We start from the raw sequence: 14498 nt of genomic DNA, 5'->3' as shown, positions 1-14498 counted from the left end.
GGTCACGGAGCCGGACACCCACCACGTTCGGGGCTTCTCCCCCGGTTCCTTTCCGGAACTCCACGGGCTGCTGGTGTTCCCGATCCGGGACGGCGCGACGCTTCGATGCGGCCGCCCAGCATCAGCCCACCCAGCAGGACGAGTGCGAAGATCGGCAGCCAACCGAGGCGGGCGAGGATCCACCACGGTGTCTCGGGTGCGGTGTGCAGTCCGGCTAGTCGGGCGTGGCCCAGCGCGAACATTGTCACCGCGACCAGCGCGGTCTGGTGCCACAGGAAGATCCGTACGGCCCACAGGTTCGCCAGGGCCACGACTGCCCAGGCCAAGGGGCGGCGGACGAGCCGGGTCAGCGGGCCGCGCAGCAGTACCGCGAGCCCCACCTGGGCCAGCCCGAAGGTCACCGCGACGAGCGCGGGCGGGTTCAGGTTGGACCGGCTTTGACCTGGGACGCCGACGAGGCTGGCGGGATAGCCGAACCAGAGCATCAGCACGGCGGTGGCCGCGGTCCCGCCGACCAGTAGCCCGACCGCCGGCAGCCGGGCCCCTCGGGCGCAGGCCACCCCGAGACAGAAGGGCACGAGCCAGGCGGTGGGCACGTTCATTCCACCGAGCCAGGCCGGGCCGCCGAGGCCGAAGCGCGCCACGTCGACCGCGACGACCGCCGTCACGAGCGGCACGACGAGCCGACCGGGGCGGTTCAGCACGAGCGGGGTCACGGTGAGGAGCCCCGCGTACACCACGAGGAACCACAGCGGGCTCAGCACGATGGTCCAGACGGCTCGCGCCGATTCGCCGTCGATGGCCGGCATCCAGATCAGTGCCGCCACGGCCCAGAAGGCTACAAGTGCCAGCGCCGGACGAAAGAGCCTGTTCATCCGCGCCAGCAGCCATTCGCGGTAGCCGCCTGCCGTGGGCAGCCCGCGCGCTGCGGCGTACCCGCCGACGAAGAAGAAGACGGCGAGGGTCTGCAGTAGCCAGGACAACGGTGCGAGAGCGGGAAGGTACGACAGCGGGCTGGCCACCCGCAGCCCCGGCTCGGTGACCACGAACGCGGTGACCAGCCAGTGACCGAGCACCACGCCGGCGATGGCCAGTGCACGAAGTGCGTCGATGGATCGGTCCCGACCGGCCGGCGTGACCGCTTCCACGCGCGCGGCGAGTGACCTGGCGGTCATGACTCCCCCAGTGCCACGGTGGCCAGACTCCGCAGCGACGTGGTTCCCGGCAGGAAGTACCCGTCGTGCCCTTCGGCACCCGAAACGTTCAGGTACCGGGCGCCGAACGAGGGCCGGCTCGGGTTCGTTCCGTGTCCCAGGCCGAGGATCCGCACCTCGGGAATCCGGCGGGTCCAGTCACCCTCGGCGGTGCCGACCCACAGTCGCGCGCCGGTCCTCAGCTGATCGGCGTTACCGACGTCGAGGCCGGGGCTTCCGAGCACCACGATGTCGGTGACCTGAACGGGCAACCGGGCGGCGGCGTACGCGAGGACGAGGGAGCCGTAACTGTGCCCGATCACCGTGATCGTTGCGTGTGGCCGGGCCGTGGCGAGCTGCCTGACGTAGCCCGTCAGGGCAGTTGCCCCCGCCATCGCGCGTTCCGACCGGGCCGCAGCGAGGCCGATGCCGTCGGGCGGCAGATAGCCGAGCCAGGCAACCACCGCGACCCGCCCGCCGCACGCGGCGTGCAACTGCCGGGCCTGCCAGTGAGGCGAGCGGTGCGCGACGTCACCGTGCCCACGGTCGAAGTTCTCAGAGGTGGTGTCCACGCCCGGCACGAGTACGACGATCCGGTCCGCGGCCCGCAGATCACCCACGGCCCGCACCACCGGCGGACCGGTCGGCACCGCAGTCGGGGCTGGGCACGCCGCGGTCAGCAGCGCCGCCGCGAGCAGCCGCAACAACCATCGCTTCATGGCAGTGACGCTAGGTACCGGCCCTCTGGTGCGGCGTCACTCTCGGGTGCCGATCCCGACCGGTACCGGGGTACTACCCGCCGGGGTTGATCAGGCCACTTTCGTACGCGTAGACCACCGCTTGCGCCCGGTCTCGCAGGTTCAGCTTCGTCAGCATCCGGCTGACGTGCGTCTTGACGGTCTGCTCGGCGAGCACCAGATCTGTCGCGATCTCCCGGTTGGACAGCCCGCGGGCGACCAGCCGCAGCACGTCCGTTTCCCGCTGGGTGAGCGTGTTGATCGGATCCGAGCGGGCGGGTCGCGGCCGGGCCCGGCTCGCATAGTCCTCGATGAGTCGCCGGGTCACCGAGGGGGCGAGCAGCGCGTCACCGGCGGCCACCACGCGTACCGCGTGAACGAGGTCGGCAGCCGGTGCGTCCTTGAGCAGGAACCCGCTCGCGCCAGCCCTCAGCGCCTCGAAAACGTAGTCGTCCAGGTCGAAGGTGGTCAGGATCAGCACTCGCGGCCGGTGCCGGCCGGGTGGCACCTCCAGGATCCGGCGCGTCGCGGTCAGACCGTCCATGGTCGGCATACGGATGTCCATCAGGACGACGTCAGGGTCGTAGCGGCGCGCGGCGGCGACCGCCTGCTCGCCGTCAGCGGCGTCCGCGAGGACCACCATGTCCTCCTGGGCGGAGAGCAGCGCCCCGAAACCCTCCCGGACCATTGCCTGGTCGTCGACGAGCAGAACCTTGATCACGTCTGGCCGTCCAGGGGCAGCGTCGCCTGCACCTCGAAACCGCCGTCCTCGGTCGGTTCGGCGTTCAGCCTGCCGTGGAGCATGGCCACGCGTTCGCGCATGCCGCGCAGGCCCTGCCCGCTGGAACCGGACGCTGCGGTATCCGTCGGGGCAGCCGGCCGATCACCGCCGTCAACCGTCGCCTCGTTGCGCACGCGGATGTTCACCTCGTTGCGGGTTCGGCGAAGCGTGAGGTCGACCGGCGCGCCCGGAGCGTGCCGTGCCGCATTGGACAGCGCCTCCTGCACGATCCGGTAGGCGGACAGATCCACGGCGTCCGGCACGCCGGTCAGGTTCCCGTCCACCGCCAACGCGACCGGGGTTCCGGCCGCCCGCGTACCTGCCACGAGCGCGCCCAGGTCCGCGAGGCCGGGCTGAGGAGCTGTCGACGGCTGCTCGTCCGGGCCGCGCAGCACGCCCAGCAGTCGCCGCATCTCGGTGAGCGCCTCCCGGGAGGACTGTGATATCTCACCGAACTCCGCACGCGCCGCCGGTGGCAGGCTCTCCAGTCGGTACGCCGCGGTCTCCGACCGTACCGCGATGAGGGACATGTGATGGGCGACGACATCATGCAGCTCACGTGCGATGCGGGCGCGCTCGGTAAGCATCGCGCCCCGCTCCTGCTCCGCGACCAGGCCGGCGCGTGCCTGCGCCCATCGACTCAACAGGTGGCCGACCAGCAGGACGACTGTGACCAGCAGCATGCCGCCGTAGGCGGCGCTCGGCCCGAGAAACAGCAGCGGCATGGCGATGCTGAACGCCCAGACCCAGAACAGCACCCCCGGCGGATGGCGGTAGCCGACCACAACCAGCACGACGAGGTAGACCAGAATCAGCACCGGATTGCCCGGCCAGGGGAAGCCCTCGTCGTACAGGTGGTTGGCGCCGCTGATCACGGTGGCTGCCACCGCCACCCGCCACGCCCACAGCGCGCGCCCGGGCAGCAGCGCCACCGGCAACCCGGTCAGCGCAGCCATGAGGATGGTCTCGAGACTGCCGACCTGGTACCGCGAAAGCACCGCCAGCGCGCAGAGCGACAGCAGGAACGCGGTCAGCGGCGCCCACACCTGAAGATACGGGCGCAGACCTGCCCATGGAGGCACTCGGCCGAACGGCGCGGGCATCCCCGGTCGCGCGTCGTGGCCGGTGGCGACCGCCCGCATCAGATCGCGCAGCGGTGCGGGCACGGGCATGGGGACAGGGTACCGTCGCCTGCCGTGCTGCCGGCGTTACCCGGTGCCGGCGGGATGCGCCGAAGACGGCCCCGGCGGCTCTGTGCTGATGAGCCGACGCGGCATGCGTCAAGGCCGCGTACAGTTCCTGGTCGGACTTGGGGTGGGCCGGGTGGTTCCGGCGCAGGAACGGGATGAGACAGCGGCAGCATGACGGCAGACAACATGACGGAAAACGGTCACCAGGGCATCGACCGTAGCCAGCTGGAGACCTGTCTCAGCGTCTTTGAGGCGTTGGAGGATCTGCCTCCCGATCATCCCGACGTGGTACGGGTGCAACGCGCCACCGCGAAGCTCTACAAGATGATCAAGCAACGGCGCCGTTCGGAACGGCGGGACGCCATCCTCGCGGCCGACCAGGCGGTGACGGCCGCCACTGCCACCGGCGCTCCCGGCCGGATCGACGACGAAACGCAGGGCATCCCGCTCGCCTCCCCCACCGACGGCACCACTGCCGGTGTGCTGCACAACCCTCGTGGCTGCTACATCTGCAAGCAGCGCTACCGCGAGGTGGACGCCTTCTATCACCAGCTCTGCCCGCCCTGCGCCGCGTTCAACCGGGAGCGCCGCGACGCGCGTACCGATCTGACCGGCCGGCGTGCGTTGCTGACCGGCGGCCGGGCAAAGATCGGCATGTACATCGCGTTGCGGCTGCTCCGCGACGGCGCGCACACCACGGTGACCACGCGGTTTCCGCACGACGCGGTCCGCCGATTCGCCGCGATGCCCGACAGCGCGGACTGGCTGCACCGCCTCCGGGTCGTCGGAATCGACCTGCGCGACCCGGCCCAGGTGATCGCCCTCGCCGACTCGGTCAGCGCCCAGGGGCCACTCGACATTCTGATCAACAATGCGGCGCAGACCGTCCGCCGCACTCCCGAGGCGTACGCACACCTCGTCGCCGCGGAGGCGGCCGCCCTACCGGACGGCCCGCTACCGGAGATGATCACGTTCGCCAAACCGGCCGAACCCGGCGGGCCGACCGGCGTTCTGACCGCCGGTCCGCAGACGGCGATCACCCCGCACGCGCTCACCGCGCTCGCGCTGACCAGCGGCTCCGCGTCACCGGAACGGATCGCCGCAGCCACCGCCATCGACGCCGGCGGTCTGGTGCCGGACCTCGGGGCGGTCAACAGTTGGGTGCAGCGGGTGCACGAGGTGGACCCGGTCGAACTGCTCGAAGTGCAGCTGTGCAACGTGACCGCGCCGTTCGTGCTGGTCAGCCGGCTGCGGCCGGCGATGGCCGCAGCGACCGCCCGCCGCAAGTACGTGGTGAACGTGTCAGCGATGGAGGGCCAGTTCGCCCGCGGCTACAAGGGGCCGGGACACCCGCACACCAACATGGCCAAGGCTGCGCTGAACATGCTGACCCGCACCAGCGCCCAGGAGATGCTGACCGACGGCATCCTCATGACCAGTGTCGATACCGGCTGGATCACCGACGAACGGCCCCACCCGACGAAGATGCGGCTCGCGGACGCCGGTTTCCACGCCCCGCTGGACCTGGTCGACGGCGCGGCCCGCGTCTACGACCCGATCGTCCGGGGCGAACAGGGCGAGGACCTGTACGGCTGCTTCCTCAAGGACTACGCACCCAGCCCCTGGTGAGCCGTGCGAGTCGGACACGCACCTCAGCCGAGCGGAGCGCAGATGATCACGGGGTACGACACGGTTCTGGTCACCAGCGCGCCGGTGGACGCCGGCATCCGGGGGATGCTGGACGATCTGCATGGCAGATGGCCGAACATGGTGGTCGCCCTGGGCGGGGAGCAGGTCGGGCCGTTTCTTCCATGGCGGAGCACACATACGCAGGTGCCGGCCGGCGCAGGTGAGGTGTACGTCGCGCGCGATACGCAGATGGAACGGCGCTGGGACGATGTCGGGTACTCGCTCATGGAGCAGGCCGAGGGACCGTTTGCGGTGCACTGATCAGTCAGGAACACCGCTGACCCTTGCGCTGCGACTCACGCGCAGCGTTTCTGCTGCTCACGTGGGGGTTCTATGGGGATGTCGCGCCTGCGGCTTCGAGTAGCGCTTGCGTCTTGGAGTTGCCGTTTCGGACGGCCCATTCGAGGGGCGACAGTCCGCTGCCGTGGTCTTCGCGGAGGTTCGGATCCGCGCCCTGCGCTAGGAGTTCGCGGACGACGTCGTCGTGCCCCCACGCTGCGGCTGCGGTCAAGGGTGTCCCCTCGTCGCCACGCCCGCTTCCGACATTCGGGTCCGCGCCGGCAGCCAGGAGAATCCGCACCGCCGCACGCTCGTTCTGCACGGCGGCCAGGTAGAGCGGCGTCGTGCCGTCACGATCTGCCGCATTCGGGTCTGCCTCCGCACGCAACAGCGCACGCACGGCCGGAAGATCGCCACGCAGCAGCGACGTCATCAGGCGGGCGGTGAGCTTCTTGCGCTCTCGGACGTTCACCAGCGTCAGAGTAGGTGGTTCGCCTCGTCAGGAGCATTCCCGCGCACGGCGCACGGGCACCGCTCGTGCCGCATGTCGGGCGCACGCCTTGTGCACCGCCGAACGGAGGAGGCGAGGCCATTGACCGTCGGTCAGACTCCATGCGTGACGGCTGCCAGCAATCGCGACCGTGTCCTCGAAGCACTTCGGCTCAGTTCGAGGCCGCTGGACGATGACCAACTGTCACAGCGTACGGGTGTCCGGCCGCGGCAGCAGGTCAACCAGATCTGCCGCGCGTTGCAACTGGCCGGAGCCGTCCGGCGGTGGGAAGGCCCCGACGGGAAGATCGTCAACGAACTCGTTGAGCGGACGGACGGGGTGCTGGCCGAGGCTCCGAGAACACCGCACAGCGGGCCGCTTGCACCTGCTGCCGTTGTTCGGACCCTCGACGATCACTTGCCTGCCGGGCACTCTGCGGAGCAGCGCCACGCGGAGCGAGTCATGCTTGATCTGCTCGGCCGCGACCTCGCCCTGACACTGGAACCGGCGAAAATCGCAGTGCCGTCGGGGGCTCGGGTCGAGATCGACGGCTGCGACAGCGGCCGGACTGTTCTCGTGGAGTGCTGGGCCCATCAGGGTCCGCCGAAGTCGGCGCAGCGTCACAAGGTACTGGCCGACGCGCTGAAGCTCACGTGGATCGCCAGCACGATGTACCCACGTCCCCGCCTCGTACTCTGCATGAGCGACCCGGCCGCAGCGAGGCCGTTCCAGCCAACGTCGCGTACCTGGGCCGCACAGGCGCTACTGGCTCTCGCGATCACCGTTCATGTGGTCGAAATCCCTGACGACATACGTCAGAAGGTCCGCGCCGCCCAGGAGCGCCAATACCGTTAGCCGTCGACACCGGGCCGACCACCGTCATCACCGACGCCGCCCTGGTCGAGGGTCGAGTCGGCCTGCCAGCCGGTCGGGTCGACGCCGCCGGGTACCGGCGTCGCCGGGTCGTAGGGTTGTCGGGTGAAGACGAAGGTGCCGAGGTCGAGGTGGCTGACGGTGCCGTCCGCATCGCGGTGCACCCGCAGCCTTTCGCCGGCGAAGTAGCCGTTGAGCCCTTCCCAGTCGCCGTCGCCGGTGGGGCGTAGTCGGGTGCCGTTTCCGCCGGACATCGCGGCCAACTCCATGAAGCCGTCTGCTTGTGGGCGTAGCACGTACGGGGCTGGTCCCCGGTACCACGGGCCGGCGAGGTCCAGCAGCTGTGGATCGATCGAGGGCAGCGGCCGCCACGGGGCCGGGATTCGCGGCTCTCGTTCGGCGACGGTCTGCAGCAGGTCAGCGGCGAGAGTGCCGGCGGACAGGCCGGCGGTCGCGTTGGCCATCACGACCGCGCCCAGGGCGTCATCGGGACTGACCCACACGGTCGCGACGAAGCCCGGCATCGAGCCGGTGTGCCCGGCCAGCAGGCGGCCGTCGCGGCGCAGCAACTGCATGCCGAGGCCGTAGCCGATGTGCCAGTCCGTCGCTTCGGGTGGGCTCGTCGGGTTGCGCATCTGCGCGACGGTGTCCGGATGCAGCACCCGGTCGTCGCCGTCGATGAGGAACGCGGCGAACCGGGCCAGGTCCGTCGTGGTCGACCACAACTGCCCGGCAGGAGCCATCAGACCGGTGTCCACGGCGGGCTCCGCCAGCAGCACATCGGCCCAGGGGTGCACCGCCCAGCCCGTCCCGTGCGGCGCGACCGGCAGCAGGGTGGTACGGGTCATCGCGAGCGGCTCCAGCACCTCGCGCCGCAGCACGTCGCCCCATGCCTGGCCACGAACCCGCTGCACCAGCGCGCCGAGCAGCGCGTAGCCGGGATTGGAGTAGTGATGGCGGTGTCCGGCCGGATGCAGCTGCGGATCGTTGCCCAGCACGTCGGCCAGGTCGGGACGCAGCGCACCCGGGGTGCGTTCCCACCACGGCCCGGGTGCCTCAGCGATCAGCCCGGCGGTGTGCGCCAGCAGGGCACCGATCGTGGCCTCGCCCGCGACCGTGCCGGGCAGATGCTCGCCCAGCGGGTCGGTGAGCGCGAGTCGCCCCTCGTCGCGCAGGCGAAGCACCAGCACCGCCAGGAACGTCTTGGTGATCGAGCCGATGCGGTACTGGATATCGCCGTCGGGCACCTGGCCGTCCACTGTGCCCCAGCCGCCCTGCCAGACAGGACGGCCGTCCCGCACCACGGCCGCGACCACCGATGGCGCCCGGCCCGCTACCTGACCGGTGGCCAACCGGTGGACCAGCGCGCGTCGAGTCTCAGGCAGCAACGGCGCCGGAGTCGATGACATGCCGGCAAACCTACCGGCTGGCGGAGTTGGGATGAGTTGGTCTCGCGCTTCCCTGCGGAAGTCGTGGCTCACCTGTTGCCGAATGCCTGCCATCCGGGCCACCGCCACCGGTCGACCCCAGGCCAGGTCGCCACGAGCCCGGCGGAGAGAACGCCGCCGAATGCCACCGTTCCCTCGTGGGATGCGTAGGCGATCCAATCGTGCTGCTCGTCGGTCCAGTAACCCTCCGGCCCCGTGTACCGCGGGGCGACGATCTCGACATCGAGCAGGTAGTCGGCCCCATACTCACGTAACTCGACCACCCGCGGCCGGCCCAACTCTCGCAGCACTCGGCGAACCTGATCCACGCCGTCGCCCTGCCACATCGACTCCTCCGTCAGCACCAGCACGTCGTGTGGAAACGCAGCACTGAGCATCGGGTGCCACCCGCCGCTCTGCACGCCCCATCGCCGCTGCAGCGACGTCCGCCAGGCCGATGACTCCTCGCGCGTGAGCACGCGCCGATACGGGACCGGGTCGGCGCGGACGTCGGCCTGCGCCGTCCAATGCTGCACCTTCGCGGCGAACAGCCGGCGCTCGTCGGCCGCGGCCTGTGCTTCGACCTCGTCGTACGGCGGCTCGGTGAGCGGGGAGTCCCCACCGTCGGCAGCCGCCAGCATCATGCTGACCAGTACGTCGACGGCGGGCAGCCGATCCGGATCGAGTCGCTCAACCTCCATCAGCATGGCTTCCACGACGTCGTAGCGGGGGAAGATTCGCTTCGCCTCGGTGGTGTAGTGGTACCCGTCGGCTCGGCGGCTACCGTCGGGCAGCCGGCCGTACTCGCTGTGAAGTTCCTCGTACCGCGTCATCAGATAGCGGCGTGACGCCCAGTGCAACGTCGTGGGATCCACCCGTGCATCCTCTCCGGTCAGTCCACGGCACCGAACCTGCCAGCTACCCGCTGCTTTCCGACAGCACCGCAACGGTGACCGCTGGCGCCTCTACCGCGCAGGGGTGCGGTGCCACCGCATCGGATCGTCCTCCAGGGCGGAGCGGTCCCAGTGCCCCTGGTCGGCTGCGGCTTTGTAGGTGCTGTGGAGGAACTCGGCGACGGCACGGTCGGGGTCCGGTGCGGCGCGGGCGACCTCGTACGGCAGCAGGAACTGCTTGAACTCGGTGCTGAAGTACGCGCCTTCGGGGCCGATCTGCTGCTCGGCGAACCCGTCGGGTTCGGGATAGGCGTAGGAGTAGAAGGCGCCTTCCTCGCCGCCGCCGGGCCAGAATCCGCAGCTGGACAGCTCGCGGGAGTAGCCCTCGGCCATGACCCAGTCCGCGCAGTTGGGCATGCCGCCGGGGTGCGGCGGGGCCGACCGGCCGGAGAAGCGGGTGCAGGCGAGGTCCATACCGCCCCAGAAGAAGTGCACCGGGCTGACCTTGCCCACGAAGTAGGACCGGAACTCGCCGAACACCCGGTCCGCCTGCACCACTTGTCGCCAGAACAGGGTGGCTGCCTCGCCGTCGTAGGAGGCGTGCTCGTAGTCCTCGGCGAAGGGGATCGCCGGGTCGACCTCGTTGGGGCGCGCCCGGATCGGCGCCTCGATCCCGAGCTGCTTGAGCATGTCCATGATCCGGGCGTAGAACTCGGCGACCGGCATCGGCGCAAGCGGGAGGCTCCGCGCGTCGCCGCTGCTGGTACGGACATCGAGCTGGTGGCCGAGGAAATCGAACTCGATCTCGAAGGCACCCGTGCCGTACGGAATGGTCGACGTCGTCAACCCACGCGGGCTGACGTACAGGGTGACCTGCCACCAGTGGTTGATCATCGGAGCGTGCGCCATGCGGATCTTGCCCACGATCTGAGTCCACATGTGCAGGGTCTCGCGGGTGGCGGTCCAGTCCGATACCCGCAGGCTCGGCCAGCTCGTCGTTGCCGGGCTTGTCATCGCTACTCACATCCTTGACGCGGTACATGCGAGGGTGGCGGTCGTCGTAATCGTGCCCTGCGGGCCGGCACCGGACAGAGCACCACGGTTCGATGATCGGCCGTGTTGCCCCTTCCGGGTGATCAGCGGTGCTCCGGGTTGACGTTACCGGGGCGTGCGTTGATTCCCGTAGGTCGGAATCCCACCGTACGGGTTCGTAGGCCTGCAGAACGTGTCCTTCGGCATCGTGCTGCCCACCAGGTAGATGGTGGTCACGTTCAGCACGGACGCGTTGTCGCCGTACACGTAGACGCCGTGGCCGCTGCCGTCGACGCTGACGCGCCGGGGGCGCTTGGCGAACTTCTCCCGGAGCAGCTCGCCACCTCGGTGCGGCGTGCCCGGGTCACGCAGGTTCTGCACGATGAGCACGTTGCGTGGCCCCTTGTCGTTGATCCGCACCGGCGGTTCGGACGGCTCGTGTGCCCAGTAGGCGCAGGGGGTGATGTTCGCGCTGGCCGCGCCGAACATCGGGTACCGCCTGCGGTCGGCGCTGCCGATGGGCTGACCGGCGGGCGGGGTGCCGTCAGGCCATCGCGGGAAGGATGACCCGTTCCAGCACCGTGAGCGGGGTCTGCCACTGGTCGGGGTCGTCGTAGTTGCCGGCGGTGATGGCTACGGTGAGGTCCAGGTCGGGCAGGACGAACAGGCGCTGGCCGCCGTTACCCATCCCTGCCAGCAGCCGATGGCCACCGATGGATTCGATGTACCACTGGTAGCCGTACTGCGTGCCCCAGGTGGTCTGCAGGCGCGGCTGAAGCATCGTGCGAATCCAGTCGGCGGGGACGACCCGCTGACCGTCCCAGGTTCCCTCGGCCAGCACCAGCTCACCGAGCCTGGCCAGGTCGCGGGGCGCGAGTCGCAGCCCGGACGCGGCGGACGCCACTGCGTCCGCGCCGGTCATCCACTCGAAGCTGCCGATGCCCAGCGGCGCGAACAGCACGGCCTGCGCGTACTGCGACAGCGACTGCCCGGTGCCGTCGGCGATCAGTCGGCCGAGCAGGGCGGTGGCACCGCCACAGTAGGTCCAACGGGTGCCAGGCGGTTCGAGGATCGGCCGCTGAAGGATGTACCGGTATCGGTCCGGAGCCAACTCCATCGCGATCTCGGCGTTGGCCGGGCTGTCGTACGGGAGATCTTCGCGCCACTCCACGCCCAACGACATCGTCAGCGCGTGCTCGACGGTGAGCCGGGCACGCCGGGGGTCGGCAGCCAGGTCGGGGTACTGGGGGAACCGTTGCAGGAGCGGCTCCGCCGGCGGCGGGACGAGTCCTTCGCCGAGCGCTATGCCGTACAACAGAACGGTCACACTCTTGGTGACCGACCGGATGTCGTGCAGCGTCTCGGGCCCGAACTCGACGACGCCCAGCGAGTCACCCCAGGCGAAATCCTCTCCGGCCCCGTAGTACTCCAGCACGGTGTGACCACCGCGAACCGCCGCGACGGCATGCAGACCATCAACGTGGCCGGCTCGACGTATGTGATCGAGACGGTTACGCATCTGCGTCGTCATGGGGCACTCCGGGGAGGCGATGTCGGCCATGGTTCGGGTTGACATTGTCGCATGCTATGACTCAACCTATTGATACAAGGGTTGAGACATTCGGGGGTGGTGGCATGCGACCGGCAGATCACACGGAGGTCAGGCAGTGGCTGGCCCGGCACGGCCTGGCCGACGTCGAGCCGACTCCGCTGCTCGCGGCACGGCTGGCGGTGCGCCGACGCGCCAGGCTCGCCGACAGTGCCCTGCTGGCCGGGTTCCTGATCGGCGCGGCACTCACGCACGCGTTGCGACTCACCTACGCCACGTCCTTCTGGCTGCCCCTGCTGGCGTTGACGGCGTTGGTGATCGGGGTGCTGGCGGCGCAGTGGCTGCTCGGCTGGTGGGTGCGGCGCGTCGATCAGCGGGCCGGTGGGCACCTGTCCCGGCGGGTCGCCCACCCGGTCCAACTCGGCTGGCCAGCGGTGCTCAGTCGGCCGTACGCCGTCTTCACCGTCGCCACCTTCACCAGCGCCGCGCTGCTCGCGGTGAGCGTGCTGCCGGTCTCGGACTCCAGCTTGCGGTACGGGGCGGCCGTCGTGCTGATCGGTCTCGCCGGCACCGGCGTCGGCACTGTCATGCAGCTGCGTCAGGTGCTGGCCAGCCCGGCCGTGGCGGAGGACGAGGCGTCGCTCACCGCCGATGTCATCATGCGGGTCGAGGACGCCCGAGCCCTCGTCACACCCAGTCTGACGTGGTCGCTGCCGGCCATCTTCCTGTACGGGGAATCCCTCGGCTGGTGGAACGCTGTCTCGTTGCTGCTCGTGGTGGCGGGCGTCATCGCGTTTTGCCTGATCCAGACCCGGAGCCCGGGCGCCGGGACGGCGGCGCGGCAAGCCATGGCCGTCCGATGATCGTCATCGACGCGGCCTCGCCGACACCGCCGTACGAGCAGTTGCGGGCGCAGCTCGCCCGACAGATCCAGGACCGCTCGCTGGCCGTCGGTACGAGACTGCCGACGATTCGTCGACTCGCGGCCGATCTCAGTTTGGCCGTGAACACCGTCGCTCGGGCGTACCGGGAGTTGGAGGAGGCCGGGTTGATCGAGACCCGCGGGCGGGCAGGCTCGTTCGTCTCGGCCGCCGGCGTGCAGGCTCTCGATCGGGCCCACAGCGCCGCCCGCGACTACGCGGCGGTCGTCACCAGTGTCGGCATCGATCCCGCTGAGGCCGTCCGGATCGTCGAGGCGGCTCTTGGCGTGCGGCAACGCTGATGAGTGAACCAGGACGCTCGCGAGCGGTGTGGGATCTCACCGGCCGTTGTGCAGTGCCCGGGCGATGTCCTGCCGCAGGCGTACCGTCTCTTCGTCGCGGTCACACAGCAGCAGGGTCGTGAACGGGACGGCCTTGCCCTCCGGCTGGCCGAGCGGACTGGCCCAGTGGTGTACTGCCCGGGCGAGGATACGAAAGAGTGTGTGCCGATCCTGGGTAGTGTCCGCCAACAGCCGGGATGCGTTGTCGACGATCAGCAGGTAGCCGTCCGCGGGCAGCCAGTGCAGATCTTCGAGGCAGTCGGACAGGGCGTCCCAGTTCCAGCCGAAGTAGCGGGGAAGGCACAAGGCGTCCGAGAAGTCGTACAGGACGTGGTCGGCGTCCGTCATCCTTGTGCCGTCAAGGCGGGCGACGACGAATCTGCCGGACGACGGCAGCACTGCGGCCAACTCCACGAGAGACCCACGCGAGCAGACCACGAGTGGATCAGGGGCCGGCCGCCACGTTTCGTCAGTCATCCCGTCCCCCTCGATCGGCATCCTCCCCCGCCGGCCGCCTTGTCCGCCGGGCACTGGCCCGGGGCCGGGTGGCGTCAGTGCGAGAACGGTTCCAGGCAGCCGAATTCGGCAGCCGCGCCGGTGACCTCGACCATGACTCGGTCGGGTCGTACGTCGCCGATCACACAGCCCACGTTCCCGAACCGCACCGCGTACACCGCACCCGGTGGTGGGGTCTTCTGCCCGATCGGCGGTCGCATGGCGGTGACCGTGATCGCGTCTGCCTGAATGCCCAGATCGAGCAGCGCCCCCTGGGTGGACGCCGGCGCGAAGTCCCCGGCGGCGCGTAGCGCCTCGAGCGGGGGCCGGATCCGCGCGGCGAGTTTCTCCCCGGCGCGCTCATCCGCAGCGGACAGTTCATTCCGCCGCTTCCAGCCGTTGTTGTCGGCATGGTTGGGAGGTGCGTCTGGCTGGCGACCGGTCGGTTCCGCCACCACGGGGGGCGACGACGAGAGTCCCGGCGACGACGTATCCGGGGGTGTCGCCTGCACGTCGCCGTCCCGGGTGCCCGGGGCCGCGCAGCCGGGCGCCAGCACGGCGAGCGCGACGACAACCGCCGGCCAGGTGACCTTTCCCGCCCGCATACCC

At 69.9% G+C, this 14498-nt stretch carries 17 protein-coding genes; 5 read left to right on the top strand and 12 right to left on the bottom strand.

The features are described from left to right. Window positions 1-2 precede the first annotated feature (2 nt). The 4 genes from JMF97_RS29750 to JMF97_RS29735 all read right to left on the bottom strand — a co-directional run bounded on the left by JMF97_RS29750 (window position 3) and on the right by JMF97_RS29735 (window position 3883). On the bottom strand, window positions 3-1175 hold the full coding sequence (locus tag JMF97_RS29750) for an acyltransferase family protein (protein WP_203224552.1): 1173 nt from the start codon (window positions 1173-1175) through the stop codon (window positions 3-5). Next, a complete protein-coding gene (locus tag JMF97_RS29745) occupies window positions 1172-1912 on the bottom strand; it encodes an alpha/beta hydrolase (protein ID WP_203224551.1) in 741 nt (246 codons plus the stop codon). The genes JMF97_RS29750 and JMF97_RS29745 overlap by 4 nt, the downstream gene beginning before the upstream one ends. A 73-nt stretch (window positions 1913-1985) precedes the next feature. Further along, complete coding sequence (locus tag JMF97_RS29740; RefSeq protein ID WP_102659725.1) at window positions 1986-2651, bottom strand: response regulator; 666 nt, start codon at window positions 2649-2651, stop codon at window positions 1986-1988. Further along, entirely contained in the window at window positions 2648-3883 is a 1236-nt protein-coding gene (locus JMF97_RS29735) for a sensor histidine kinase (protein ID WP_203224550.1), read from the bottom strand. The genes JMF97_RS29740 and JMF97_RS29735 overlap by 4 nt, the downstream gene beginning before the upstream one ends. A 204-nt stretch (window positions 3884-4087) precedes the next feature. Between JMF97_RS29735 and JMF97_RS29730 the strand changes: the two genes are divergently transcribed. Beyond that, window positions 4088-5530: an SDR family NAD(P)-dependent oxidoreductase gene (locus JMF97_RS29730; protein WP_438803782.1), complete on the top strand. Its 1443-nt coding sequence runs from the start codon at window positions 4088-4090 to the stop codon at window positions 5528-5530. A gap of 42 nt (window positions 5531-5572) precedes the next feature. Beyond that, window positions 5573-5851, top strand: coding sequence for a hypothetical protein (locus tag JMF97_RS29725; RefSeq protein ID WP_102659728.1), 279 nt, complete (start codon window positions 5573-5575; stop codon window positions 5849-5851). Between the two features lie 70 nt (window positions 5852-5921). On the opposite strand, the gene JMF97_RS29720 is transcribed toward JMF97_RS29725, so the two are convergent. Further along, complete coding sequence (locus JMF97_RS29720; RefSeq protein WP_203224549.1) at window positions 5922-6341, bottom strand: ankyrin repeat domain-containing protein; 420 nt, start codon at window positions 6339-6341, stop codon at window positions 5922-5924. Window positions 6342-6485: 144 nt separating this feature from the next. Here JMF97_RS29720 and JMF97_RS29715 point away from each other — a divergent pair, with 144 nt between their 5' ends. Continuing rightward, window positions 6486-7214 (top strand): hypothetical protein, encoded by a 729-nt coding sequence (locus tag JMF97_RS29715; protein ID WP_203224548.1) that lies wholly within the window; start codon window positions 6486-6488, stop codon window positions 7212-7214. Here the strand turns inward: JMF97_RS29715 and JMF97_RS29710 are convergent. From JMF97_RS29710 to JMF97_RS29690, 5 genes are all read right to left on the bottom strand, one after another. Next, window positions 7211-8641 carry a serine hydrolase domain-containing protein gene (locus JMF97_RS29710; protein WP_203224547.1) on the bottom strand — a complete coding sequence of 477 codons (1431 nt, stop codon included), beginning with the start codon at window positions 8639-8641 and terminating at the stop codon, window positions 7211-7213. The genes JMF97_RS29715 and JMF97_RS29710 overlap by 4 nt on opposite strands. 68 nt (window positions 8642-8709) lie before the next feature. Further along, complete coding sequence (locus JMF97_RS29705; RefSeq protein ID WP_203224546.1) at window positions 8710-9534, bottom strand: hypothetical protein; 825 nt, start codon at window positions 9532-9534, stop codon at window positions 8710-8712. 90 nt (window positions 9535-9624) lie between these two features. After that, a complete protein-coding gene (locus JMF97_RS29700; RefSeq protein WP_102659732.1) occupies window positions 9625-10566 on the bottom strand; it encodes a DUF5996 family protein in 942 nt (313 codons plus the stop codon). 144 nt (window positions 10567-10710) lie between these two features. Continuing rightward, window positions 10711-11073: an alpha/beta hydrolase gene (locus JMF97_RS29695; RefSeq protein WP_203224545.1), complete on the bottom strand. Its 363-nt coding sequence runs from the start codon at window positions 11071-11073 to the stop codon at window positions 10711-10713. 55 nt (window positions 11074-11128) lie between these two features. Continuing rightward, window positions 11129-12115 (bottom strand): serine hydrolase domain-containing protein, encoded by a 987-nt coding sequence (locus JMF97_RS29690; protein ID WP_203224568.1) that lies wholly within the window; start codon window positions 12113-12115, stop codon window positions 11129-11131. 104 nt (window positions 12116-12219) lie between these two features. Here JMF97_RS29690 and JMF97_RS29685 point away from each other — a divergent pair, with 104 nt between their 5' ends. Both JMF97_RS29685 and JMF97_RS29680 read left to right on the top strand, forming a co-directional pair. Beyond that, window positions 12220-12996 (top strand): hypothetical protein, encoded by a 777-nt coding sequence (locus JMF97_RS29685; protein ID WP_102659735.1) that lies wholly within the window; start codon window positions 12220-12222, stop codon window positions 12994-12996. Next, window positions 12993-13355, top strand: coding sequence for a GntR family transcriptional regulator (locus JMF97_RS29680; protein ID WP_102659736.1), 363 nt, complete (start codon window positions 12993-12995; stop codon window positions 13353-13355). Before JMF97_RS29685 ends, JMF97_RS29680 begins: the two co-directional genes overlap by 4 nt. Window positions 13356-13391: 36 nt before the next feature. On the opposite strand, the gene JMF97_RS29675 is transcribed toward JMF97_RS29680, so the two are convergent. Together JMF97_RS29675 and JMF97_RS29670 are read right to left on the bottom strand one after the other, a co-directional pair. Continuing rightward, window positions 13392-13871 carry a barstar family protein gene (locus JMF97_RS29675; RefSeq protein WP_273543969.1) on the bottom strand — a complete coding sequence of 160 codons (480 nt, stop codon included), beginning with the start codon at window positions 13869-13871 and terminating at the stop codon, window positions 13392-13394. Window positions 13872-13945: 74 nt separating this feature from the next. Continuing rightward, window positions 13946-14494, bottom strand: coding sequence for a DUF6993 domain-containing protein (locus tag JMF97_RS29670; RefSeq protein WP_203224543.1), 549 nt, complete (start codon window positions 14492-14494; stop codon window positions 13946-13948). Between the last annotated feature and the right edge of the window lie 4 nt (window positions 14495-14498).

This window comes from Micromonospora fiedleri, assembly GCF_016774385.1.
GTDB classification, from domain to species: Bacteria; Actinomycetota; Actinomycetes; order Mycobacteriales; family Micromonosporaceae; genus Micromonospora; species Micromonospora gifhornensis.
This window is presented reverse-complemented; position numbering and strand designations above follow the sequence as displayed.